Source organism: Pseudoalteromonas maris (assembly GCF_049257235.1).
In the GTDB taxonomy this organism is placed as follows: domain Bacteria; phylum Pseudomonadota; class Gammaproteobacteria; order Enterobacterales; family Alteromonadaceae; genus Pseudoalteromonas.
The window spans coordinates 101,716-125,696 of sequence record NZ_JBMMUF010000009.1 but is presented as its reverse complement, the minus strand read 5'-3'; the positions used below and the strand labels follow the sequence as shown (position 1 = coordinate 125,696).

Sequence of the window (23,981 nt, the reverse complement as noted above, 5' to 3'; positions counted from 1 at the left end):
GGATATGGCAGAAAAAAAACTTCTATGGCCTTGAATTTGTTCCGTTAGCACGCGAGAATACGCCCTTGCGTCTGATGTAGGGCGCTGCAGTATCATCGCAATGCTTGTTGGTAAAAGCGTTGTTCTAGATAAAACGAATTAAACATAACTAACTACATGTGGCGCGGCGTAGGTGTCACCACTGTAAAAGGATTAAACATGCCTGTAATTACTCTTCCTGACGGCAGTCAGCGTATATTTGATAACCCTGTTTCTACTATGGATGTCGCCAACGACATCGGCCCTGGTCTTGCTAAAGCAACCATCGCTGGTCGCGTGAATGGCGAGCGTGTTGATGCATGTGATTTGATCACCGAAGATGCGCGTCTAGAAATTATCACTGCCAAAGATGAAGACGGTTTAGAAATTATTCGTCACTCATGTGCGCACCTTATTGGTCATGCTATTAAGCAACTTTATCCTGATGCAAAAATGGCAATCGGCCCGACTATCGACAATGGCTTCTATTACGATGTCGATATGGAGCATTCGCTCACTCAAGAAGATCTTGAAGCGCTTGAAAAACGCATGTTGGAGCTTGCAAAAACTAAGTACGACGTTGTTAAAAAGGTTGTAAGTTGGCAAGAAGCACGCGACACATTTGAGTCTCGTGGCGAAACCTACAAAATGGAAATTCTTGACGAAAACATTTCTAAGGATGACCGTCCAGGCTTGTATCATCACGAAGAGTACGTAGACATGTGTCGTGGTCCTCACGTTCCTAACATGTCTTTCTGTCAGCATTTTAAACTAATGAAAGTGGCAGGTGCATACTGGCGTGGAAACTCTGAAAACAAAATGCTTCAGCGTATTTACGGTACTGCGTGGGGTGATAAGAAACAACTTAAAGGCTACTTGCAACGTTTAGAAGAAGCAGAGAAACGCGATCACCGTAAAATCGGTAAAGCGCTGGATTTGTGGCATTGGCAAGAAGAAGCGCCTGGCATGGTGTTTTGGCATAATGACGGTTGGAGCATCTATCGCGAACTCGAAGATTTTGTTCGTGAAAAATTACGCGAGTATGATTACGAAGAAGTGAAAGGCCCGCTAATGATGGACCGTGGATTGTGGGAAAAATCAGGCCACTGGGACAAATACGGCGATGCCATGTTTACAACAGAGTCTGAAAAGCGTGAATACGCAATCAAACCTATGAACTGTCCAGGCCATGTTCAAATCTTTAACCAAGGTTTGAAATCTTACCGCGATTTACCACTGCGTATGGCCGAGTTCGGTTGTTGTCACCGTAATGAACCATCTGGCGCATTACATGGTTTGATGCGTGTACGTGGATTCACTCAGGACGATGCTCACATCTTCTGTACGGAAGAGCAAATTCTCGATGAAGTAACGTCTTGCATTAATATGGTGTATGATACGTATTCAACATTCGGCTTTGAAAAGATTGTTGTAAAGTTATCTACACGCCCTGAGAAGCGTATCGGTGAAGATGAATTATGGGATAAGGCTGAAAAAGCACTTGCTCAAGCACTGAACGATAAAGGCATAGAGTTTGAATACTTGCCGGGCGAGGGCGCTTTCTACGGTCCTAAAATTGAATTTACGTTATACGACTGCCTAGAACGTGCATGGCAGTGTGGTACAGTGCAGTTGGACTTTATGTTACCGGGTCGCCTCGGCGCGACTTATGTTGCAGAAGACAACGAACGCCGTACACCGGTGATGATTCACCGTGCGATTTTAGGCTCAATTGAACGTTTTATCGGTATTCTTACTGAAGAGTATGCAGGTTTGTTCCCGACTTGGCTTGCACCAAAGCAAGTTGTGATCATGAATATTACGGATAAACAGTCTGCTTATGTGCAAGAAGTTGTACAAAAATTAAATAAACTGGGTATTCGTGTAGCTGCCGACTTGAGAAATGAGAAAATTGGCTTTAAAATTCGCGAACATACTTTAAAACGTATTCCTTACTTATTAGTTGTTGGCGACAAAGAAGTTGAACAACAAGAAGTCGCGGTAAGGACACGTACAGGTGAAGACCTGGGCAAATTTAAAGTCGATGACTTTATAACAAAGATCGCAGATGAGATTAAAAATAGAATTTAATCTGTGATGGAAAAAGGGTGTGCCAAGAACTGACGGTTACACCCTTTTTTGTTTTTAATATTCTTGGAGGAACGTACCATTAGAGGCGGAAAAAAGGGTCAACAAACGACTCAAAAAAATCGTATTAACGAAGACATCACGGCAAAAGAAGTTCGACTAATTGGCTTTGACGGTGAGCAAGCAGGCATTGTGTCTTTGAGTGAAGCGTTGTCATTGGCGGAAGAAGCTGGTGTCGATCTCGTTGAGATCAGCCCTAATGCTGAGCCACCTGTTTGTAAGGTTATGGACTACGGTAAGTTCATTTTCGAAAAGAGCAAGGCACAAAAAGAACAGAAGAAAAAGCAAAAGCAAATCCAGATTAAGGAAATCAAATTCCGTCCGGGTACTGACATTGGTGATTACCAAGTTAAATTGCGTAGCCTTCGTAAGTTCTTAGAAGCGGGCGACAAAGCGAAAGTAACTATTCGTTTCCGCGGCCGTGAAATGGCACACCAAGAAATCGGTATTGAACTTCTAGAGCGCGTAAAAACGGATTTAGAAGATTTGGCAGTAGTAGAGTCTTTCCCTAAGAAAGTCGAAGGTCGCCAAATGATCATGATGCTAGCGCCAGTGGCTAAAAAATAGTATACTGCGCGCCTTAAGATTTAGTGCAGGTTTACAAGCTGATTGAAAAGCAACTGTTTTTTAATGAGCACCTGTATCTATCCGGTTGAAAGTAAGGGACTTTTTGGTCCCTTCACCGGTTTTGGGAGTAAGTTAGGCCAATAAAGTGTCAATGTAAATTGAACGCCTGCTTGCTAAATTTAAGCAATATCATATTGGAGTTATTGCAATGGCTTATAAGCTAAAAACACACCGTGGCGCTGCAAAGCGCTTCAAGAAAACTGCTTCTGGCGGTTTCAAGCGTAAACAAGCGCACCTTCGTCACATTCTGACTAAGAAAACCTCTAAGCGTAAGCTTCACCTACGTCCTAAGCTAATGGTTCACAAGAACGACCACGGCTTAGTTTCTCGTATGTTACCATTCGCTTAATAGGGGTATAGAATAATGGCAAGAGTAAAACGCGGTACTATCGCGCGCGCACGTCACAAGAAAGTTTTAAAGCAAGCTAAAGGTTACTACGGTGCACGTTCACGTGTTTACCGCGTAGCTTTCCAAGCGGTTACTAAAGCGGGTCAATACGCTTACCGTGACCGTCGTGCGAAGAAACGTACTTTCCGTCAACTATGGATTGCACGTATCAACGCAGCAGCTCGTCAAAATGGTTTGTCTTACAGCCGTTTCATCAACGGTCTTAAGAAGACTTCTGTAGAGATCGATCGTAAGATCCTTGCAGACATCGCTGTTTATGACCAAGTTGCATTCGCAGCATTAGTAGCTAAAGCGAAAGAAGGTCTTTCAGCTTAATCTACCTGTGTTAGCAGAAGAAAGGAGCCTATTGGCTCCTTTTTTATTGCCTATATTTTGGCAAACCCTAACGTGATTTGACCAGCACCCAATCCATCCAACTGGTAGGTAAAATGCGTTTTAAGAAGCCAAATATATACGTTGGCTTAGTCACGTAATAGCGGGCTTGAGGATGTTGAGATTCAAGCGCATGAACTAAACGTTTATACACTGCCTCAGGACCAAGGGTAAATGGCTGAGGAGCTGTGGATGATTGTAAACGTCGCTGTTGTGCTAAGTAATTGTCTCTATGAACACTGTGGTCTATATCAATACCTGAGGTTAAAAATGCGTGTAAGGCGTTGTCTCTGAACTTTGACGTAATAGGACCTGGCTCTATCAAGGATACATGCACACCACTGCCTTGTAGTTCTAGGCGCAAGGTGTCTGTAAGGCCTTCAAGAGCGAATTTGCTGGCATTGTAAGCGCCGCGATATGGCAAAGTGACCAAGCCTAACACCGAAGAATTTTGAATTATACGACCATGGCCCTGTTTGCGCATTTTCTTACACACTAACTGAGTAAGATGATGCCAACCGAACACATTGGTCTCAAATTGCCTGCGCAGTGCTTCAACAGGAAGGTCCTCCACAGCACCGGGCTGACCATATGCACCGTTATTAAATAACGCATCTATTTTGCCACCACTGTAGGCAAGCGCGTCCTCTAGACCTTGCTCGATAGATTCTGTGTCTGCGTAATCTAAATGTACGCAGGTGATCCCTTTGGCGTTGAGCTTTTTCACATCTTCTATACGCCGACAACTGGCGATTACATCGTATCCACGTTTTTGTAACTGCTTTGCACAGTAATAACCTATGCCACTTGAGCATCCAGTAATTAAAATTGTTTTCATAGTCCAAAGTGGGGTTTTATGCTTGTCTGTCAGAAACCTAACATTTCATCGCAGCACTCGCCAGCGTTTATGTAAGATTGTTATACTGCAAGATACAAGAGCACGGATAAGAACAATAATATGTTGACCACAGTATTACTCGCTGCCGCATTGGCTAATGACGCGCATCTACCACCACTTATTCCATGGCAAGGCACAAGTGAAGCACTCATGCAAACGGGCGGTCCCTTAGTTACCGACTTCGAATTGTCGGCTGGCTTTGACTCGCCAAATTACCACAGTACGATGACCTACCTAAGCAAACTGCAAAAGGCGAATCCTGAGCAGTTTGTCATAACTCGCATTGGCACAAGTGACGCAGGGCGTGACATCAACATGCTCATTGCAGCGCAAGAGGTAACCTCTAGCGCAGAGCAAATTCGCAACTCAGACAAGCCCACGTTATTAATCCAAGCAGGAATTCACAGTGGCGAAATAGATGGTAAAGACGCGGGGTTTATGCTGCTTAGGGATATTGCCAACGGCAAACGTCCCGACATTTTAAAACGCGTAAATATTTTGTTTATTCCGATTTTAAATGTTGATGGCCACGAGCGCCGCAGTGCCTACAACCGCATAAACCAGCGAGGCCCTCGAGAAATGGGTTTTAGGACCAATGGCCAGAATTTAAATCTTAATCGTGATTACACTAAATTGGATACGCCAGGGGTAAGAGCGATAGCGCAAGTGGTCAATGAATATGCGCCAGATTTGTATATTGATGTTCATGTAACAGACGGTGCGGATTATCAATATGATATTACCTATGGCTACAACCCAAGCTTTGTAAGTACAACACCACACGTTACCAACGCGTTAGACACGTATATATCTCCAGTGATTGATAACAAACTAGAGCAATTTGGTCACGTACCTGGGCCTCTTGTGTTTGTCATGGACAAAATGGAGTTTTCAAAAGGACTCGCAGGGTGGGTTGCTGGACCTAGATATTCAAATGGCTGGGGAGAGCTTCGACATCTTCCGACTATTTTGGTCGAAAACCATTCATTAAAGCCTTATAAACAGCGGGTACTAGGAACCTATGTTTTGCTTGATGGTGCGATTGATGCCCTTGCACAACATAGTGCTGAACTACAACAGGCAATCGCGCAATCAATGAACGCGCCACACAAAGAACTTGTCGTTGATTTTAGTTACGCCAAAGAGCCGGACTTCGTGCAATTCAAAGGTATTGAGTACGAGCACTACCAAAGTGACGCAACGGGTGCCAAAGAAGTACGATATCTAGGAAAGGCAAAACACTATGACCGTTTGCCTATTTACTGGAAAAAAGACGTAAAAACAAAAGTAACCGTACCAAAAGCGTTTTATATTCCAACCAGTTATGAGCAGATCATTACAACGCTGCAGCTACAGGGAATTAACGTTGAAACTGTTGAAAACACCCAAACAATGAAGTTGGTACGCGGCGATATAATCGATCACGAGTTTGCCAGTACACCATTTGAGGGGCGTTTTCGTGTTACTCCAACAATGCACTATGAGCCAGTTGATACAACGATTGATAGTAATTGGATTAGAGTATCCACTGCGCAACCGCTTGGCTTACTTGCCACGCACATGCTCCACCCACAAGCGCCCGATTCATTGTTCCAATGGGGATTCTTGCACAGCGTGTTTCAGCGCACCGAATATGTAGAAAATTACGCGTTAGCGCCATACGCACAGCAATTGTTAGATGAAAACCCAGCGTTGAAAGCGCAGTACACACAGAAACTAGAAGATGAAAATTTTGCAAATGACGCTGATGCCCGAAGGGCTTGGCTTTACGCGCAAAGCCCGTATTATGACCAGCAATACCTTCGTTATCCCATTTTAATGCAGTACTAGATATGACGATACAAATACACACCGTACCCGTAACGCCTTTTATGCAAAATTGCCGCATTGTTGTGTGCGAAAAGACCAACGACGCTGCAATTGTTGACCCTGGAGGTGATACACATAAGCTTATCGCCAAGCTCAACCGGCTAAACATTACCCCGAGTACAATTTGGTTAACCCATGGCCATCTAGATCATGTTGGCGCGGCGGACGAATTGGCACGTGAGTTTAACATTGACATTATTGGTCCTCATGCAGATGAACAATTCTGGTTTGATGCACTGCCACAACAAGCACAGATGTTTGGCTTTGCCCCCAGGCCTGCCTTTTTGCCAACTCGATGGTTAACGCCAGGCGAGGTATTGACTTTGGGTGAATTAAACTTTGAAGTCCGTTTGTGCCCGGGTCATACGCCAGGTCATGTGATCTTAGTTGAGCACCAAAACAAAATTGTGCTCGTTGGTGATGTGATATTCAAAGGTTCGATTGGCCGAACAGACTTTCCAAAAGGCGATGGCCCGACGTTGATTGCGTCAATACACCGTGAAGTCCTATCCTTAGCCGATGATTACTCTATTCTTAGTGGGCATGGAGAAGACACGACCGTTGGCCATGAACGTCAGACAAATCCATTTGTTAGTGGTAAATTTGGCTAAAATTAACAAGACGAAATTGAATACCTTGTGTATAATTTCTCCTAATTAACGTAATAAAAAGAAAAAACAATGTCATTGAATCAAGTAGATCGCCAAATATTGGCATTACTCCAACAAGATGCAAGCTTATCAACGGCTGAAATTGCCGATCAGGTAGGTTTATCTCAATCACCTTGCTGGCGTCGTATCGCGCGCTTAGAGCAAGAGGGTTATATCAAAGGCAAAGTCGCTTTGCTTGATGAGAAAAAACTCGGTTTTGATATGCTGGTGTATGCCCACGTTAGGTTATCAAATCACGGCCGTGACCAATTAGCGCAATTCGAAGAACTGATTATGAGCTATGACGAAGTCACTGAATGTTACACCATGGCTGGGACTATGGACTTTATGCTCAGAATTATCTCAAAAGGTATAGAAGGGTATGAATTATTCGTTCGAGATAATTTATTAAGCTTGCCTTATGTGCAAGAGGTACACTCTAACGTAACAATGACCTGTGTGAAGCGCTCGACCTCTTTACCGCTTTGAACAGTGTGAATTAAATTGTTGAATTTAACGCCCACCTTCAGTGGGCGTTTTTGTATACTTAATTGTTAATTAACCGCTATTTTGCTAGACTTTGCAGCCCTTTCGTCGCTAGTTTCAATTCTTATCGTAAACGAGGAATGAATGTTTAACTTACTAAGCAAAGCCCCAAGCTCTGCTAAAAACGATATTTTATCTGGTCTTACTGTTGCCTTAGCCTTGGTACCAGAAGCCGTTGCTTTTGCGTTTGTAGCGCAAGTTGATCCTCTTGTTGGTTTATACGCTGCATTTATTGTTGGCCTGATCACTTCATTGATTGGCGGTCGCCCTGGCATGATCTCTGGTGCAACCGGTGCGCTGGCAGTCGTTATGACTTCACTGGTGATCACCCACGGTGTTGAGTACCTGTTCGCGACCGTCTTATTGATGGGGGTATTACAGATTCTCGCTGGGGTATTTAAGCTCGGTAAGTTTATTCGAATGGTGCCTCACCCGGTAATGCTAGGCTTCGTAAATGGCTTAGCAATCGTGATTTTCCTCGCGCAACTTGGTCAGTTTAAAGTACTTGGCGATGATGGCCAGATGCACTGGATGCAAGGTGAGATGATGTACATCATGTTAGGCTTGGTTCTATTGACCATGGCCATTATTCATTTCTTGCCTAAGCTGACAACCGCAATTCCATCAAGCCTCGCTGCGATTGTCGTTGTGACAGGGCTTGTTTTAGGTTTGGATTTAGAAGCACGCACAGTAATTGATTTTGTAAAGGATATGACTGGCGATAGTGCTGCAACGATTGCCGGAGGATTCCCTGAATTCCACATACCTCAGGTACCGTTCAACCTAGAAACATTCAAAATTATTCTACCTTACGCTGTCATTTTGGCTGCGATTGGTTTGATTGAATCGTTACTAACACTGACTTTGATTGACGAAATTACCGATACTCGTGGTAACAGTAACAAAGAGTGTGTAGGTCAGGGCGCGGCAAATGTTACCTGTGGTTTCTTTGGAGCAATGGGTGGTTGTGCGATGATTGGTCAATCAATGATCAATATTAATTCTGGTGGTCGTAGTCGCTTATCAGGTATCACCGCGGCATTACTACTATTAGTATTTATTTTATTTGCTGCGAGCTACATTGAAATGATCCCACTTGCCGCATTGGTTGGTGTGATGTTCATGGTCGTTATTGGTACTTTTGAGTGGTCTAGTTTCCGCATTATGCGAAAAGTACCAAAGTCTGATGCCTTTGTTATTTTCCTTGTAAGTGCGGTTACGGTAGCAACAGATCTGGCTATTGCTGTGTGCGTGGGTATTATCGTCTCGGCGTTGGTGTTCGCATGGCAGCATGCTAAGCACATTTATACGGACAGTTATATCGATGAGCAAGGCTCTAAGGTATACGAGTTGCACGGCCCGCTGTTCTTTGGCTCGGTGAAAAACTTCCTAGACTTGTTTGACGTTAAAAACGACCCCAAAGACGTTATTGTTGAATTCAAGCATAGCCGTGTTGCTGATCACAGTGCTATTGAGGCTATCGATACGCTTGCTGATAAATATAATAAAGCCGGCAAAACATTGCATTTACGCCACGTAAGCGCAGACTGCAAGCAGCTTTTACACAAAGCGCGCGACTTAGTTGAAATTAACGTGATTGAAGATCCTAAATACCGCGTTGCATCTGATGAACTAGGTTAAGTTAAAGACGTACATCTCATTTTAAAAGCCGACTATTTAGTCGGCTTTTTTATTCAGGTGCAATTAACGGCACACGAACTAGACTTTTGGTAGCTAAATTTACAATGGATACTGTTATGAATAAATTGCTCTTCCTTGCTTTCGCTCCTTTTATATCAATAACCACACTTGCCCAATCACTGCCTGACGCTGCGCACATTCAAGTCAATGGTGTTGGTGAGGTGTTAGCGACGCCTGATAAAGTGACATTGAATGTCTCAGTTAATGAACATGGCATGGATGTTATAGCTGTAAAAAAAGCAGCAGACAGCAAACTCATGCAAATGATAAAAACACTCAAAGAGCAGGGGGTGGATGGGCAAGACATTCATGCTAGCCAGCTAAATATTCATAGCAAGCAACGGTACAACCGTGACACCCAGCGCAATGAATTCGATGGCTACGAGGTAAGCCGTACCATCAACGTGATTTTGCGAGACATAGACAAATACCCTTATGTTTTACAGACACTTGTAGCGCAAGGAGCAAACAATGTGGGGCAATCTGTGTTTGGTGTTAGTAACTATGACGAACTCTACGCCCAAGCGAGAATAAAAGCGTTCAAGGATGCAAAAGCGAATGCACTTACGTATACACAAGGATTCGGTGCTAAACTTGGTAAGGTATACAGCATAAATGCAATTGAACACCAAAGGCCAACGCCTTACCCAAGTCCAAGAATGCGTGTCATGGCGGCAGAAGCCGACGTGGCCACTGTAGCTGATGCCTACAACGTAGGTGACATCAAAATTACCGCTTCAGTAAATGCAGTTTATCTATTAGAAAACTAATCCGTACCGACCTCTCCGGTGCCGATGTTTAGAGTAGTTTGTAGTTCATCGGCACTTTTCTTTTAAATCAATACATTGTAACGTGCTACCTGATGGCTAAATCAGGAGAGTACCGTGATCGTATCAATATTTGCCGCCATATTGGCGTTAATCTATTTGCAGCTCAGCATCTATGTTGTAAAGGTGCGCACCAAAGAGCGCCAATCAATTGGGGCAGGGCAAAGTGAACTGTTAGAACGTGCAATTCGTGCACATAGTAATTTCATTGAATATGTTCCCTTTGCGCTAATATTACTTTTTTTAAATGAATATCAAGGCCTTGCTAGCCACTACAGCTATATTCTAGGGGCTATTTTAGTGCTAGGACGACTGTTGCACGCAAGTAACATTTCACAACTTAATGAAAAAATAAAGCTTCGTGTTTTTAGTATGATGCTAACGCTAAGCGTGATATTAATTAGCGCAGTTTTACTGTTGTTAGATGCGACGATTGGCATCTACGTCTAATTCTTTTTGTTACTTCAAACGCTTTTCTGCCTACCTTTTCTATAGTTTAGAATAGGTAGGTAATGCTCAGTTATTCTTGCCACATATTTACATCTTCTCTTATCGAGCGCATACAGTAACCTTTATTACTGGCGTTGCATTTTGATCAGACTTTGATAATTTGCATACAAACATAACAAATTAGGAACAACCATGACTGAAACGCTGCTTGTTGCCTGTGTATTTTTACTATCGTCACTCGTCGCTGTACCCATTGCCACAAGATTGGGACTAGGATCAGTGCTTGGTTATTTGATTGCTGGAATAATCATTGCCCCCGTACTTGCCATGTTTTCAGTTAATGTCACTTCAATTCAGCATGTTGCTGAATTTGGCGTAGTGATGATGTTATTTCTTGTAGGTTTAGAACTTGAACCCAAAAAGCTATGGTCAATGCGCCGAGAACTTCTCGGGTTGGGGGGCGGTCAGGTATTTATAACAAGCTTTGTCATTATGCTCAGTGCGATGGCTTTTGGGTATAGTTGGCAATTAAGTCTTAGTATCGGACTTATCTTAACGCTATCATCAACAGCTATCGTTTTGCAGACGTTGTCAGAAAAAGGGCTATTAAAAACTCCTGGTGGAAGTGCATCCTTTTCAGTATTGCTGACTCAAGATATTGCCGTCATTCCGATACTCGCGTTTTTACCTGTGCTTGCTGCACCTGAGTTTTTTGTTGATGTCGCCACAGATGCTGCGGCTGATCACAGTAGCCAATTACTATTACTAACTGGCTTGTCGGCTTGGCAAAGCGCACTTGTTCGCTTCGCTGTAGTTATTGGGGTAATAGTAGGGGGGATTTATTTAACCGGCCCCGTTTTTAGATTCATTGCCCATTCTCGCCTAAGGGAATTATTTACAGCGACTGCGTTGTTCATGGTTATTGGCATAGCCCTGATGATGATGCTAGTTGGCTTGTCGCCAGCCCTTGGAACCTTTATTGCGGGTGTTGTACTTGCAAACTCTCCCTACAAGCATGAATTAGAAAGCAATATCGAACCATTTAAAGGCTTATTACTGGGTTTGTTTTTCATTACTGTTGGCGCAAGTATGAATTTCACTCTTTTGACAGAGAATACCATTGTCATTTTGCTATCGACTCTAGGATTAATCATTTTGAAAATAGGGGTGTTACTTGTCCTAGGACGAACGTTGCGCATTAAAGGTGAAGCATTATGGTTGTTGGCATTGAGTCTCGCTCAGGCAGGTGAATTTGGCTTCGTTTTGTTATCATTTGCCGTTGCCAATCATGTAATGAACCAGGCAATTGCAGACCAACTGCTACTGGTCGTGACCTTGTCTATGATGGTGTCTCCCTTGTTGTTTCTTGTGTACCAGCACATTATCGCGCCGCGATATGAGGTTGAGACTAAACCCCGCGATGAACAGTTTCCCGATGAAAGTCATATCATCATTGCAGGTTCAGGGCGTGTGGGCGGTCTAGTAGATAGAATACTAAAAATAGGAGGCTTCAATGCCACCGTCATCGACCATGACTTTAGACGGCTAGCGATTATGGAACGCCTTGGCGTACGTTATTTTTTTGGTGATGCAACACGACCCGAATTGCTAAGTTCTGCAGGTATTGCAAAGGCCAAATTGTTTATTATTGCGCTTGATGACAAAGAACAAATATCCACACTGACAAAATATATCATTCACACATATCCGCATGTTCATGTTATTGCGCGTGGAGTCGATAGACACCATGTTTATGATTTATGGTCACTAGGTTGTCGCGATATTATTCGTGAAACGTATGACAGTTCTTTGCGAATGGGCAAAGCTGCGTACGAAGCACTAGGTATCAGCAAAGATAATGCTGAAAAAATTGTGGCCTTGTTCAATAGCTACGACAGAGCCATGATGATTGAAGCCGCACAAGCATATGACCCGAATACGCCATTTGAAGATAACGACGAATATGTCAAATTAGTTAAAGACTATATGGAACAATTTGCACCCAAGTTAAAAGATAATGTGGCGGACATCTTAAATCGTCCAAAATAAGCGAACGTAGCGCAGCAGCATATTGAGTCACATAGCGTTCCAATTACAAAATTTCAGTTCATTTAACGGAAATAGGCCGCTGTAAATGATTCATTGGTGATTCCTAAGGGAACCCATAATACTGAGAACTATAAAACAACAAGTTACGCCCTTATTTCATAATCAATAAATTTTACTGACACATATTTCAGAATAGACGTTATTAACATCCTTCAAATGTAGATGGGTCACATATCACTGGCTTTCTTTATCCGGCTTATCCTGGGTTAGACTGCTGTTAGTCGGATGAATATTCGGAGCTTCGGTATCCTTTTGTACGTTGTATATGCCGTCTGGCTTAAACGTTTTAGCAAGCTCCTTTCCACTGACCTGAAATAAACGTAAGGTAGATGCATGAGATGATGGTGCTTCGATACGCGTAAACAATTCCTCGAACTCCATTGCATTACGGCGAGCATCTAATTGCTCAACCAGCTCGTGGTCGAAATATTGGTAAACATCCGGAATGTCGAGGTTTAATATTTTATCTAGATATTTCGTGCCTGTGTACTCCTCAATTCGGCGAATATGTTCTGCTTCCATTACATAGATAAGGTCGGCCCAAACCAGCATTTCTTCGGTACAGAGTATGGTGCCGTTGCGCTGACATTCTTTTTTGCTCAAACCTGCTGATCGAAAATGAATATGCGGTTCTTTAGTTGCAAAATGTTTTTCAGCAGTCTTGCTCCGATTGAGGTTGGAGGTACACAGAAACAAAATGTTCATTAGAAGGCCTCCCTCTGTGAGGAATGAATGCTGTCCAACCTTGCGGCGCGGTGCAGCAATATCTGAGTTTCATCAAATAACGAGTCCACCATAGCATTGCTAACCGAGGGTGGTAGCATCAATTGCACAGTAGGAATACCTGTAATGGAGCAAGTATCTATATACAATACCTCCACCATGCCACCTTCTGCTATGGTAGATAGCGTACTTAGCAATCGGTTTATAATGAATGCAAACGGCGGTTCTATGATCAATGGCACATAGAATACGACATTATTACAGCGGTTTCTTATTCGGTTTTCGAGGGCTTGAGCTGCGGACATCGTGCTCTCCTTAAGGCAAAATCTAAGTAAAGCACGAACATCGAAGTAATACTCGGAAGTGTCACTAAAATCTCGGAAGTGTCACTAAAATCTCGGAAGTGTCACTAAAATCTCGGAAGTGTCACTAAAATCTTGTGAAAAAAGATTTAGTAGAACAAAAAATATAACAAACCATTCGCCGCAGTTTAAAATTTTGCTAAGTGTTTAGCTTAACTTGCTCATATTTGGTTTTGCTGTTTTGATGAATAGATACAGAATTTATTTGATTGAAAGCTATCCGCGTTTAAGAGATGGTCGCCGTCATCCAGTGTTATTGGCTTTAGTCTACTAAGCGAACATTCCGCTAACTCATTTATGCCCCAAAACAAGCTAGAAGATTTTGCTCAAAGGGCTAACAACACCGTTTGCGCCTTGCTGTAAAACATGAGTATAAATCTGAGTGGTTTTAACATCTGAATGACCTAACTGAGCTTGCACAGTTCTTATATCCGCCCCACTTTGTAACAAGTGTGTAGCAAAAGAATGGCGGAAGGTATGAGGCGTTATAAGCTTAGTAATATTAGTCTTCTTAAGCGCCTTTTTTACCGCCTTTCTAACACAAGTATGATGAAAATGATGACGCCTTATCTCGCCTGTCTCTGGATCGCCGCTTAATTTATAAGACGGGAATAAATATTGCCAAGCCAGTGACTTGTTAGCCGATGGATATTTACGAGCTAACGCATTTGGCATCCAGACACCTGCATATTGCTCATTTTGTAAATCCAACTTTAGATACTCTTCCACCTGAATAATTTGATTCCTAAGCAATGGGATCAACTCAGTAGCGAGTGTAACAATTCGATGCTTGTTGCCTTTTCCATTCCAGACTTGAATACATTTATAGTCAAAATCAATGTCCTTTGTTCTGAGTTGCACAGCTTCCATAACCCGCAAACCACTACCGTACATTAACCCTGCAATTAGGTAATATCGTTTGGATAAATAACTCATTAGTTGCTTTACTTCATCTGGCGTCATCACCACGGGTAATTTGGGCTGTTTTTTAGACCGAACAAAATCCAAATTTAACGAAAGTTCATTCTGAATTATGTGTTTGTATAGAAAGACTAATGCATTCAATGCAGTTGCTTGAGTCCGAGGTGATACATTACCTTTGAGTACTATATGATCCAAATAAGTTGTCACCTCGTTATCTCCCATTGAGGCCGGGTGACGCTTACCATGAAAATGAATATAAGAACTTATCCATTTTAAATAGGTTTCAACGGTTCTAAGCGAATAATGCCGACTTAACATGTAATCAGCAATAGAGTTCAAAAACGGCGAACGTGTTTTCATAAAACCCCTCTTCAAGGGCTGTACATATATACAGTTATAGTGAAGTTTCCCCCATATTCAAGAAAATGCGCAAATTGCGCACTTTTATCTTTCTCAAATAATTAACAACATATATTTTTGAGAACGCTGGCAACTAGTTATCAACTTTGTTAAAACTAACCCATTCAGAAAAGTGCGCGATCGAAAATCAGAAATATGCGCGATTTGCGCACTATTAAATTGTTAGGTGCCTATCTAGTATGGTCATGAAATTTTATTTCGCAGTACCAATTTTACTTAGTGTAGTTTTGGCTATTCTTTCGGTACTTGTGAGAAAATCAGATTTATATTCCACATTAATTGTTTTAGTTGGTGGTGCGATGCTTTATTCTGCTCCATATATTGTTTGGGCATTATTTTCTGTATTAGCTAAACCTGTAGTAAAAGTTGTTCATGCTGGTTATATAGGTGCAACCTTATCTTTAGTGGTTATTTCTAGTCTTTGGTTATTACCTCAAGATCCTTCTGGCTTACCTGTTCAATGGATGGCTTATTGGCCATTATCAGGTATATTGATTACTATGTTCGCATTGATTACTTTTGTATACATTCGAGTACGCGGCACCTAACAAGTCGCTTAAGACGGGACTGCTAACAGCTTGCTCGGTTCCGCTTCGCTTCACAAATTTAGCAAGCTATTATCAGCCCCTTAGCGGGGCGTTAGTTTACTTGGAGTAACCCTCAATTATGGATGATGTATCTGAGCAATTTAAATCAGTCCAGAAACGGTTTTATGTCATATTGCTATTAACTGTGGGATTCTTTTCGAGTGGTTTTATACTGCAATATTTTGGCATTGAGTTCCTAAATCCTTTTTATGGAGCATTAATCGGAGTGTTAACCTTTAATGTTGGTATCTGGTTGTATTACAGGTGTCCAAAATGCAATTCGGTTCCATTTGCATTAGGCGGTGAAGGAGTAGAAATTAGACCTAAATCATGTCATAAATGTGGTTCTAAGTTCAGGTAAAGTAAACTAACAAGTCAATTATGGATGGGACGTAAGAAGCTTGGCTGGCGCTCATTCTTCGCTAATTTTAGCCAAGCTTTTTACGCCCCATATTGAGGCGTTATGTGCAAGGAGAACTATGAGAGTTACTACCAACATCAGTAAATCGGATTTGGTTCGTTTTAATTTGGCAATCTTGCCAAGGCTAAGGTCCACCTACTTAACTATTTTAGTCATTGCTGTATTTGTGTTTGGATTTATCTGCTGGAAAAATGGTGTTCCCCAAACTCAGAACAACTGGATCGCTATCACAATTGGTTCTTTTGGTGGTGGCCTTTTCGGTATGCTATTTGGCGTGGTCTTCTCGATGATTTCAATTTTACTTATGTCATCCACAAAAAATGGAATTCTTGGGCATCATGAATATACGCTAACAGACGAAGGGCTCCATGAAAAAACCTCTGCTAACGAGGGTCTTAGCAAATGGGCTGGCATAACCAAAGTGAAAGTCGCAGGTTCATATTTGCTTTTTCAGATATCGGGTTACCTGTTCCATATAGTGCCAGTTCGTAGTTTCGAGACCAAAGAAAGCTTTAATGAGTTTGTATCACTGTCAATAGAGCACTGGCAAAATGCACATAACAAACGCGTCAATTAGGACGCTCGCAAGCTCGCGCTTATTACGCGGGCGTTATGTGCCAGAGTAACCGATGACTAATATAGAAAAGCTGCGAACTAAATATAATCTTTCAATTGAGTCTCCATTTACTACTTTAATTGGCGGAGAAGCTTTTGAGTTTGATGCATTGATAAATGGATATGGCGCAAAGAATGGAATGCTTGTTTCTACAAATGGCCATTTTATGAATGCAAACCGTGATGAAATATTGACGAATGGATATGGTTATTCTTGCTTCAACATCCATGCGCAGGGTGTAGCAGAGAACTTCGACGAAACACTCGAAGACTGGGGGAAAGTTTAAAGTACTTTCTTTGTGTTGAGTTCGTGGCACATAACAATCAAATGTTGGGGACACAAACACGCGGGCTCTGCTTCGCAGTATAGCCCACGCGTTTGTGCCGCCAAATTAGGGTGTTATGTGTCTATTCAATCGTTCGGTTGTGAGGTTCAAATTGGCTAACCATAGTAAAAAAATAAATTTAGCTAAAGAACAATTAGAAGATGCAATAGATATGCTAATTAGAGGTAGATATATCTCTTGCTTAACTCTAGCTGGTGCGGCTGAGGAGGTTTTCACTGGCTTAGCTGATGCAAAGCTTGGTAAAAACCCTTTTAACTTAATTCATGAGCTAATTAACTACGATTTAGCTGCGGAAGGTCATCAACAAATATCTAGGGGAAAATTTCGAAAAGTTAGAAATAGCGCTAGAAATTTGGTTAAACACCATGATCAAGGTGATGATGAATCTATAAGCATAAATAGACGTGGCCAAGCGTTAGCTACACTTGGCCAGGCAATGATTTCTGCTGATATGTTAGAAGTAAAATACAAAAATAAAAGAAAATACAATACTTGGTTAAAACAGCACACAGGCACATAACAAGCTGTTGAATAGTGGACAAAATTCAGTTGGCTGATTTCACTCCGCTCAAGATTATAGCCAACTAAATTTTGCCCATTAACAAGGGCGTTAGGTGCCTATCTAGTATGATCATGAAATTTTATTTCGCAGTACCAATTTTACTTAGTGTAGTTTTGGCTATTCTTTCGGTACTTGTGAGAAAATCAGATTTATATTCCACATTAATTGTTTTAGTTGGTGGTGCGATGCTTTATTCTGCTCCATATATTGTTTGGGCATTATTTTCTGTATTAGCTAAACCTGTAGTAAAAGTTGTTCATGCTGGTTATATAGGTGCAACCTTATCTTTAGTGGTTATTTCTAGTCTTTGGTTATTACCTCAAGATCCTTCTGGCTTACCTGTTCAATGGATGGCTTATTGGCCATTATCAGGTATATTGATTACTATGTTCGCATTGATTACTTTTGTATACATTCGAGTACGCGGCACCTAACAAGTCGCTTAAGACGGGACTGCTAACAGCTTGCTCGGTTCCGCTTCGCTTCACAAATTTAGCAAGCTATTATCAGCCCCTTAGCGGGGCGTTAAGTTGCTGTATAAGTCTGCGTAAGGAGTTCTTGTGTTAAGGATAGCTTTATTTACCATTTTCTTGTTTATATTCTCAGCCTCTACCTATGGAAGTCAGGCTAGTAATATTCAAAAATTAGTTAAACAATATGAAGAGCTTGGCTGGTTCTCAGGAAACGTGCTTGTATTTAAACATCAAGACAAAATTTTCGAATCATCCGTAGGTTACGCTAACTTAGATCAAGGTATAAAAAATCAAGCAGATACGCTATTTGATATAGGTTCAATTCAAAAAGATTTAACCGCTGTTTTAGTGTTGCAAGCAGTTGATGACGGTTTAATCGGGCTTGATGAACCGTTAGCCAAATACGTTTCAGATCTTCCAAGTGATATTTCAAACAAGGTTAAAGTTATCCATTTATTGCAACATACATCAGGCATTCCTGATATTTTTAATGCTGAATACCGGACAAACTTTCGCCTTTACGACACTATTGCAAAGACAATTACGTTGGTGAATGATGCAAATCTATTGTTTGAACCAGGCCGTGACCGGCGGTATTCAAATATGGGCTATGTTCTTCTTGGTGCAATTCTGGAGAAAGCCTACAACAAAGACTATTGGGCGCTTGCTGAAACAATGATTATGTCTAAAGTGCGTGCCACTTCTCTTGAAACTACTGGAGTAATGCCAAAGGTTATGGCTGAACTTTATCATTTCAATTATGACGGTCAGCAAGTTCTAGTTGAGGAGGATCAAAGAGAGCATAAAGGTCCAGCCGGAGGAGGTTTTTATTCTGCTACAGACTTAATGTTGTTCTATCAACAACTTTTTAATGGGAAACTTTTATCCAAATCTTCATTGGCCTTTTTTAAAAACTTACAAAAAGATAATTCACAATGGGTTGCATTTGGTGGGGGTAAAGGTGTAAGCACCGCAGTAGAAATAAATTTCGTAAGTGGGATATGGGTTTTCGTACTTGCTAACACTGACGGTTTAGTAGCGGAAGAGATCTCTGCTCGAATCATGGGGTTAATGCATGAGGGTGAAATTGAAGTACCTCGTGCTCCCCCTACGACTTTCGCCTATAAATTGTACAAGAAAATTGGCAAGAAAAGGTTTAATGAAGAGTTTAAGCCTAGATATAAAGCTGAAGGATACGAAACTTTTATTGGTCGAGTGTTGACGGATTTGGGTAGAAATTTAATTAGTGCTGGAAAACCTGAAGAATCAATCTTCTTTTTTGAGTATTTAACTAAAAACTTTCCCGAAGTGCCAGAGGTTTATGATGGCCTTGCGCTAGGCTATTTTAGTTCTGGATATCATAAAGAGGCGTTAAACGCTTTTCAAAAATCCGTTGCAATGAAACCAGATTACCAGAGCCTTTTTCATCCAACTAACTATATTGTTAATTTAAAATAGTCGCAACTTAACAAGCGCATGTTTCGGACAAATTTCCGCGGCGCTCCAATTTGCCGCAAATGCGGGCGTTACTTAGATCTACCTCTTATACACAGCCGTCCTTCGGCTCTAACTCATTTCTGTCCAATAGTGAGTTACCATTAATAGTGCAAAAAATCATTATTATGTAGGCAGAACCTACAATACAGTGTTTATTTTCACTATTGTGAGTTTAAAGTTATAGGGACCTTAGTGCCTGCCTTAAAACCCAATATATTTATCAATCAGACGGCCTTTCAGATTCTCGATGAACTTGTACAGTTTCAGCCTTATAGATTGAGAATCAGATAGTAAAATTAATTGTTTGCCTCTAAAAGATTCCTGAAAAATTGGCTCAATCCTTAACATTTTAAGTCCATCTAACAATGTATTTTCAGGCACATTTGCAAAATATGAAACACGATTAAGGCAAATGTATTTATTTATAAATTTATGGAATTCATGCCCTTCAACTGAATATTCATTTGACCAGTGATTGGCTTCGAATAAATTCACTGCTTCAAGGCGCTTGATGAGAGTAAGATGAGAGAAAAATATGGAGGCTAAAGCTGTGCCAGTAACACTCTGCTCATGTTCGTAGAGTTGAGCTTGAAGCGCTTTATACAAATCTTGTTCATTCAGATAACAATGTTTTAGCTGTCGATGTTCACCTGGGCAATATAGTTTGAGTTTGCCATTGAGAATTAACTCATAGATATAACGATGACTAGCTGTGAACAATAGCAAAACACGATTAAGCTCATGAAAGTGTATTAACTCTTCTGAACTTGATACTTGGTGTATTTCTAGCTCACAAAATTGTTCTGCTAAAGCATTCATATCGAATATAGGGCTTCTACCTTTACGTGCAACCGTTAAGGGCACTAAAACATTATGTTCTACAAGACTATTAATAGAGTCCAAGTCTAAACCAATCAGACTCGCAAGGCGATTTGCTGATATTTGATGAGATAAAGATAATTCATTTTGCTTTTTATAAGTTGTTAAACGGGAAGTACTTATACCTTCATCAAAAGCTTCGATATCTCTGGTGAAAAAACTTATTTCTGGCAACGAGTCATCATATTGAAACTGGCAAACACTATTAAAATTGGCCCATGGCTCTAGAACTGATTCAATAGAGATATCACGGTAAGTCGCTTTTCTATGTTTTAACTCAACAAAGTAACTGTGACGAAATGAAGAGCTGTGTAGCAGACCTAACCCCAAATGCACTAACTGCTGTATTCGACTCATAGCGTAAGTTTCTAGCTTCGGTGTCGAGAGCATATTATCGAACGCTCGATGCATTCGCTGGGTAGCTAAGAGTAAAGCCTCTATATACTTATTGTTGTTAGCTTCTAAAAACAATCTCGAAACCATCATGCTGTACTTGTCGCATTGAGTCACTATGGGTGTTACAGTCAATGACTCTCCACACTTTCTGCATTCGTTAAGTTTCCATGTATTCCACTTAAGTTTTTCATGGCAATGAGGGCACTCTGATTGCAAATTACATTGATGGATAGGGCACGCAGTTACTAAAGAGATATCCCACAGATGCTTCATGTATAAATCATCAGCAAGGCATAAAGGGCAGAATCTAAAGTCCTTATGGTAGAGGTGGGCGGTGTTTGTTAAGTTGATTTCTCTAAAATAGTTAATATTACTTTGGTTATAAAAATAACCAGCCAGCTCCTCAGGCTTCATTCTCAGTGCTGGGGCTAGATTAATAAAATAATTATTATACTTCTTTGAAAATGGACGGGCCTGCTGCGGTAGGTAAGTCGTTCTGAGTTTATCACAGAGGTTCTGAGCTCCTTTCATGCCATTGATATGGTTTAAGCGCTCAAAGTACCCACGTAACGACTCGTCACTCTTAGGTTCAGGGGCATAGGTAAGTTGGAAGGTACTATTCATAGACCAGCGCTTGTTTTACTTGCTGTAATGTTACTTCGCTTGAAAATGGCCAAATAACTTGGTTGTTTGAGTCATAGTTACCATTAGCTTTGTTTAGTTGTCGGTGAGCCACATCTAGATGAGCAATTGTAATTTCTTCACCCTCATCGATATGAAGCAGCATGTGCTGGAATAGTTGTCGAATTCGTCGTAAATCACCGCCCGTTGCAAGTTCCATTCTGTAAGCCATGTTGTCAGTAGATAGATCAATAATCGGAACTGGACATTTAGCGCTATATTCTCTTAAAAACTTCTGAAAATAAGCTCTTGAATTGTCGTTCTTGCAATTGAAGAGCTCTAACATACCACCTTGTATAACACGTGAATTTAACTCAGTGTCTAATTCAAGAATTTTTTGAGCGCGTGGGATACCAAGCAGAAGAACAGCAACATTGTATTTGTCGATAAGTGACTTTATAAACTGACCCACTTTTTGATCTATTCTCTTTTCACCTCTGAGCAAATGATGAAACTCATCAATAATAATAATCTTCACATTCGCAACTTTTAGTTGTTGCTTTAGGTAATTATTTAAAACCTGCTTTGTGTAACCGCTCGGATAATCACCGGTAATTTGATAGATGATGCTTCTCTTAACATCAGTTGCTAACGCGCCTTCCTCCAAATCTATTTTTATCGCCTTGATTTGTTTACATTCACGAGTTTGAATACATGATTTGTTTAATTGTAGGGTTAAGTAATCTCCCAGCTTGGTTTTTCCCGTGCCTGGCTGACAAAAGATACATATGCCATACGGACCAGTTGTAACCGCATTTACGCAATTCAATGTAGACTCAAGACATTGCTTGAACTTTGGGTGGATAATTAAGTTATCGAGAAAGCTGTTTATTCTATCTATATTTGTGACCATCTTTATTCACCATCACCGTAGTTCAAGTTATCGACCCACCCGCCAAAATTCTCTTCATTATTGTTTAATGTTGTTTCATCATCTTTTTGCTCATTAGCCTGTGCTTCGTGCTTAGTTTCATGAATGTGTGTATTTACAGCTTCAATTGCCATGTTTCGCTGCATCTCTTTGTAGCTATTGGCTTTTTTCATTTCTTTCTCAGTAGCATCTTGAGTCGATTCGGCATTCTTTTTAGCTGCTTTTTTATTGTTGTTCTCAAATTCGCGTATTTTTCTTTTGCGAGTGAGCGCATGTTTTATAATTTCATCGTTACTCATACGAGTTAAATCAATAGATGCATCGACTTGTCTTAGCTGTTCAAGAAATTCTTCTTTCTCTGAGTTGCGCGGTAATTGTTTCGGTGGAGTCACCATCGGAACTTTTAGCATAGCCTTTGTCTGTGGGTGAAGTATCCATATGAAATACTCATTTATGAGCGAGTACGTAACGCTAACTTCACCATTAAAATGCTTACCCATGGTTCTCTTGAGGTGTCGTCTCATCGCTTGAAGTTCTGTGCTGTTATACCAATATCGTTTGCCGCTTCGAGTAAGAACAATGCCATCGCTGGCGTTAATAGTTCGATGCTCTCTGAGACCACTGAATAAACATAACTCTTCAACGTCTTGAACGAATGGCGGGGGATTGTAAGCACATTGGCGGTTCCACTCATCTTCACGTGAGAATGTTTCACCAGTTTTGCTGTCTGTGTGTTTACCATACAAATAATCCAATAAAACTCTGGATTTTATTATGTGATATTCACGAATTGTCAGAGCTGCTTGGGCACGGGCATTAATAGTATCTCTTAGATTTAAAGCGAGTCGGTCATTAAAATGACCAGGTAAAGCGTTCAATACATTATCTTTAAACCAGTCATTCAGACTCTCGACCCTAGATTTTTGTTTCCCTTCCTGGGTTTTTGCCATGTGTGCAATGACAAACCATTTGCGTAAGAACATATGAACATCTTTACTTTTATTTGCACTTGCTCCGTCTAAAATGAGCGATATAACGAGGCCCATCGCATACCACGGTTTAGAGTAACCAACTTCAATGTGTAAATCAGGTTTACCCAAGAAGATGGATTTGAAATGCTCTATTAAATAGTCGCTGCGCTCTGAGCCGCTCTCATAATTAGTGGTATTAGCTAAGATGGCGGTGGTGATAGGCTCATACGAAAGATACTCAATCGGAACTTTATCAAGCGCTCTGTAGTTAGTGTCATCGACTAGAAAAATCGGCGCATGTAAGCAATCAATTTGCACATTCGACATGAATGTGAATATCTCATCTGACTTTATTTTTGTTTGCGTAGCAACTTTACCTGCAACGCGTCCATCTTGCCGTCTAGCTAAGTATGCTGAGTCAATATCTTCTTTTAACCAGCGACAAAATGTCGAATATGAAACGGGTTGACCATCGAGCCCTCTCTCTAAGTGTAGGGAAACTAGTCGCTCATGTGCTTGTGTGTTATTGAGTGGGCTTGAAACCGCAATATATTGGCGTACAATTTCTCTGAATAACTGTTTTTGTTGCTCTAGCAAGATTTGCTTGTGTGTTTGCTCAACGGTCATG

General features: G+C 41.1%; 23 protein-coding genes. 17 read left to right on the top strand and 6 right to left on the bottom strand.

The genetic code is table 11. From position 1 onward, the window contains the following. The first annotated feature begins 198 nt into the window (after positions 1–198). The 4 genes from thrS to rplT all read left to right on the top strand — a co-directional run bounded on the left by thrS (position 199) and on the right by rplT (position 3,517). Positions 199–2,109 carry a threonine--tRNA ligase gene (gene thrS / locus AAEU32_RS12945; protein WP_421970949.1) on the top strand — a complete coding sequence of 637 codons (1,911 nt, stop codon included), beginning with the start codon at positions 199–201 and terminating at the stop codon, positions 2,107–2,109. A 63-nt stretch (positions 2,110–2,172) separates the two neighbouring features. Continuing rightward, positions 2,173–2,733: a translation initiation factor IF-3 gene (gene infC / locus AAEU32_RS12940; protein WP_421970971.1), complete on the top strand. Its 561-nt coding sequence runs from the start codon at positions 2,173–2,175 to the stop codon at positions 2,731–2,733. A gap of 208 nt (positions 2,734–2,941) precedes the next feature. Continuing rightward, a complete protein-coding gene (rpmI, locus tag AAEU32_RS12935; RefSeq protein ID WP_022944197.1) occupies positions 2,942–3,142 on the top strand; it encodes a 50S ribosomal protein L35 in 201 nt (66 codons plus the stop codon). A gap of 15 nt (positions 3,143–3,157) precedes the next feature. Continuing rightward, on the top strand, positions 3,158–3,517 hold the full coding sequence (gene rplT / locus AAEU32_RS12930; RefSeq protein WP_421970948.1) for a 50S ribosomal protein L20: 360 nt from the start codon (positions 3,158–3,160) through the stop codon (positions 3,515–3,517). 67 nt (positions 3,518–3,584) lie between these two features. Here the strand turns inward: rplT and AAEU32_RS12925 are convergent, their stop codons facing one another. Beyond that, a complete protein-coding gene (locus AAEU32_RS12925) occupies positions 3,585–4,412 on the bottom strand; it encodes an SDR family oxidoreductase (protein ID WP_421970947.1) in 828 nt (275 codons plus the stop codon). Positions 4,413–4,532: 120 nt separating this feature from the next. Here AAEU32_RS12925 and AAEU32_RS12920 point away from each other — a divergent pair, with 120 nt between their 5' ends. From AAEU32_RS12920 to AAEU32_RS12890, 7 genes are all read left to right on the top strand, one after another. Further along, entirely contained in the window at positions 4,533–6,302 is a 1,770-nt protein-coding gene (locus AAEU32_RS12920; RefSeq protein WP_421970946.1) for a M14 family metallopeptidase, read from the top strand. A gap of 8 nt (positions 6,303–6,310) precedes the next feature. Further along, a complete protein-coding gene (locus AAEU32_RS12915) occupies positions 6,311–6,952 on the top strand; it encodes an MBL fold metallo-hydrolase (protein WP_421970970.1) in 642 nt (213 codons plus the stop codon). 69 nt (positions 6,953–7,021) lie between these two features. Beyond that, positions 7,022–7,480 (top strand): Lrp/AsnC family transcriptional regulator, encoded by a 459-nt coding sequence (locus AAEU32_RS12910; protein ID WP_105254155.1) that lies wholly within the window; start codon positions 7,022–7,024, stop codon positions 7,478–7,480. A 141-nt stretch (positions 7,481–7,621) separates the two neighbouring features. After that, complete coding sequence (locus tag AAEU32_RS12905) at positions 7,622–9,178, top strand: SulP family inorganic anion transporter (protein WP_421970945.1); 1,557 nt, start codon at positions 7,622–7,624, stop codon at positions 9,176–9,178. A 116-nt stretch (positions 9,179–9,294) separates the two neighbouring features. Then, a complete protein-coding gene (locus AAEU32_RS12900) occupies positions 9,295–10,008 on the top strand; it encodes an SIMPL domain-containing protein (protein ID WP_421970944.1) in 714 nt (237 codons plus the stop codon). Between the two features lie 114 nt (positions 10,009–10,122). Next, positions 10,123–10,515: an MAPEG family protein gene (locus tag AAEU32_RS12895; protein WP_421970943.1), complete on the top strand. Its 393-nt coding sequence runs from the start codon at positions 10,123–10,125 to the stop codon at positions 10,513–10,515. A gap of 192 nt (positions 10,516–10,707) precedes the next feature. After that, on the top strand, positions 10,708–12,564 hold the full coding sequence (locus AAEU32_RS12890; protein WP_421970942.1) for a monovalent cation:proton antiporter-2 (CPA2) family protein: 1,857 nt from the start codon (positions 10,708–10,710) through the stop codon (positions 12,562–12,564). 234 nt (positions 12,565–12,798) lie between these two features. On the opposite strand, the gene AAEU32_RS12885 is transcribed toward AAEU32_RS12890, so the two are convergent. Both AAEU32_RS12885 and AAEU32_RS12880 read right to left on the bottom strand, forming a co-directional pair. Beyond that, positions 12,799–13,329 carry a hypothetical protein gene (locus tag AAEU32_RS12885; RefSeq protein ID WP_421970941.1) on the bottom strand — a complete coding sequence of 177 codons (531 nt, stop codon included), beginning with the start codon at positions 13,327–13,329 and terminating at the stop codon, positions 12,799–12,801. 692 nt (positions 13,330–14,021) lie between these two features. After that, a complete protein-coding gene (locus tag AAEU32_RS12880; RefSeq protein WP_421970940.1) occupies positions 14,022–14,993 on the bottom strand; it encodes an integron integrase in 972 nt (323 codons plus the stop codon). 239 nt (positions 14,994–15,232) lie between these two features. On the opposite strand from AAEU32_RS12880, the gene AAEU32_RS12875 reads away from it, so the two are divergent. The 6 genes from AAEU32_RS12875 (at position 15,233) to AAEU32_RS12850 (ending at position 19,516) form a co-directional block, all read left to right on the top strand. Continuing rightward, positions 15,233–15,601 carry a hypothetical protein gene (locus AAEU32_RS12875; RefSeq protein ID WP_421970939.1) on the top strand — a complete coding sequence of 123 codons (369 nt, stop codon included), beginning with the start codon at positions 15,233–15,235 and terminating at the stop codon, positions 15,599–15,601. A 518-nt stretch (positions 15,602–16,119) separates the two neighbouring features. Next, on the top strand, positions 16,120–16,638 hold the full coding sequence (locus AAEU32_RS12870) for a YcxB family protein (protein WP_421970938.1): 519 nt from the start codon (positions 16,120–16,122) through the stop codon (positions 16,636–16,638). A gap of 52 nt (positions 16,639–16,690) precedes the next feature. Next, positions 16,691–16,963 (top strand): hypothetical protein, encoded by a 273-nt coding sequence (locus AAEU32_RS12865; RefSeq protein WP_421970937.1) that lies wholly within the window; start codon positions 16,691–16,693, stop codon positions 16,961–16,963. A 151-nt stretch (positions 16,964–17,114) separates the two neighbouring features. After that, a complete protein-coding gene (locus tag AAEU32_RS12860) occupies positions 17,115–17,543 on the top strand; it encodes a hypothetical protein (RefSeq protein ID WP_421970936.1) in 429 nt (142 codons plus the stop codon). A gap of 107 nt (positions 17,544–17,650) precedes the next feature. Beyond that, entirely contained in the window at positions 17,651–18,019 is a 369-nt protein-coding gene (locus AAEU32_RS12855) for a hypothetical protein (protein ID WP_421970935.1), read from the top strand. Positions 18,020–18,145: 126 nt separating this feature from the next. Next, a complete protein-coding gene (locus AAEU32_RS12850) occupies positions 18,146–19,516 on the top strand; it encodes a serine hydrolase domain-containing protein (RefSeq protein WP_421970934.1) in 1,371 nt (456 codons plus the stop codon). Positions 19,517–19,756: 240 nt separating this feature from the next. Here the strand turns inward: AAEU32_RS12850 and AAEU32_RS12845 are convergent, their stop codons facing one another. Genes AAEU32_RS12845 through AAEU32_RS12835 form a run of 3 tightly spaced genes read right to left on the bottom strand, consistent with a single transcriptional unit; the run spans position 19,757 to position 23,980 of the window. Next, complete coding sequence (locus tag AAEU32_RS12845) at positions 19,757–21,454, bottom strand: TniQ family protein (protein WP_421970933.1); 1,698 nt, start codon at positions 21,452–21,454, stop codon at positions 19,757–19,759. Then, entirely contained in the window at positions 21,447–22,364 is a 918-nt protein-coding gene (locus tag AAEU32_RS12840; RefSeq protein ID WP_421970932.1) for an ATP-binding protein, read from the bottom strand. Before AAEU32_RS12840 ends, AAEU32_RS12845 begins: the two co-directional genes overlap by 8 nt. Positions 22,365–22,366: 2 nt before the next feature. After that, a complete protein-coding gene (locus tag AAEU32_RS12835) occupies positions 22,367–23,980 on the bottom strand; it encodes a hypothetical protein (protein WP_421970931.1) in 1,614 nt (537 codons plus the stop codon). Position 23,981: the final 1 nt, after the last annotated feature.

Bases quoted from the DNA above. Each gene is read 5' to 3' on its own strand.
- AAEU32_RS12900 (WP_421970944.1), top strand. From the start codon at position 9,295: ATGAATAAATTGCTCTTCCTTGCTTTCGCTCCTTTTATATCAATAACC.
- thrS (WP_421970949.1), top strand. From the start codon at position 199: ATGCCTGTAATTACTCTTCCTGACGGCAGTCAGCGTATATTTGATAAC.
- AAEU32_RS12845 (WP_421970933.1), bottom strand. From the start codon at position 21,454: ATGAATAGTACCTTCCAACTTACCTATGCCCCTGAACCTAAGAGTGAC.
- AAEU32_RS12920 (WP_421970946.1), top strand. From the start codon at position 4,533: ATGTTGACCACAGTATTACTCGCTGCCGCATTGGCTAATGACGCGCAT.
- AAEU32_RS12890 (WP_421970942.1), top strand. From the start codon at position 10,708: ATGACTGAAACGCTGCTTGTTGCCTGTGTATTTTTACTATCGTCACTC.
- AAEU32_RS12880 (WP_421970940.1), bottom strand. From the start codon at position 14,993: ATGAAAACACGTTCGCCGTTTTTGAACTCTATTGCTGATTACATGTTA.
- AAEU32_RS12870 (WP_421970938.1), top strand. From the start codon at position 16,120: ATGAGAGTTACTACCAACATCAGTAAATCGGATTTGGTTCGTTTTAAT.
- AAEU32_RS12865 (WP_421970937.1), top strand. From the start codon at position 16,691: ATGACTAATATAGAAAAGCTGCGAACTAAATATAATCTTTCAATTGAG.
- AAEU32_RS12925 (WP_421970947.1), bottom strand. From the start codon at position 4,412: ATGAAAACAATTTTAATTACTGGATGCTCAAGTGGCATAGGTTATTAC.
- rplT (WP_421970948.1), top strand. From the start codon at position 3,158: ATGGCAAGAGTAAAACGCGGTACTATCGCGCGCGCACGTCACAAGAAA.
- AAEU32_RS12835 (WP_421970931.1), bottom strand. From the start codon at position 23,980: ATGACCGTTGAGCAAACACACAAGCAAATCTTGCTAGAGCAACAAAAA.
- AAEU32_RS12855 (WP_421970935.1), top strand. From the start codon at position 17,651: ATGATCATGAAATTTTATTTCGCAGTACCAATTTTACTTAGTGTAGTT.
- AAEU32_RS12875 (WP_421970939.1), top strand. From the start codon at position 15,233: ATGGTCATGAAATTTTATTTCGCAGTACCAATTTTACTTAGTGTAGTT.
- rpmI (WP_022944197.1), top strand. From the start codon at position 2,942: ATGGCTTATAAGCTAAAAACACACCGTGGCGCTGCAAAGCGCTTCAAG.
- AAEU32_RS12905 (WP_421970945.1), top strand. From the start codon at position 7,622: ATGTTTAACTTACTAAGCAAAGCCCCAAGCTCTGCTAAAAACGATATT.
- AAEU32_RS12885 (WP_421970941.1), bottom strand. From the start codon at position 13,329: ATGAACATTTTGTTTCTGTGTACCTCCAACCTCAATCGGAGCAAGACT.
- AAEU32_RS12840 (WP_421970932.1), bottom strand. From the start codon at position 22,364: ATGGTCACAAATATAGATAGAATAAACAGCTTTCTCGATAACTTAATT.
- AAEU32_RS12910 (WP_105254155.1), top strand. From the start codon at position 7,022: ATGTCATTGAATCAAGTAGATCGCCAAATATTGGCATTACTCCAACAA.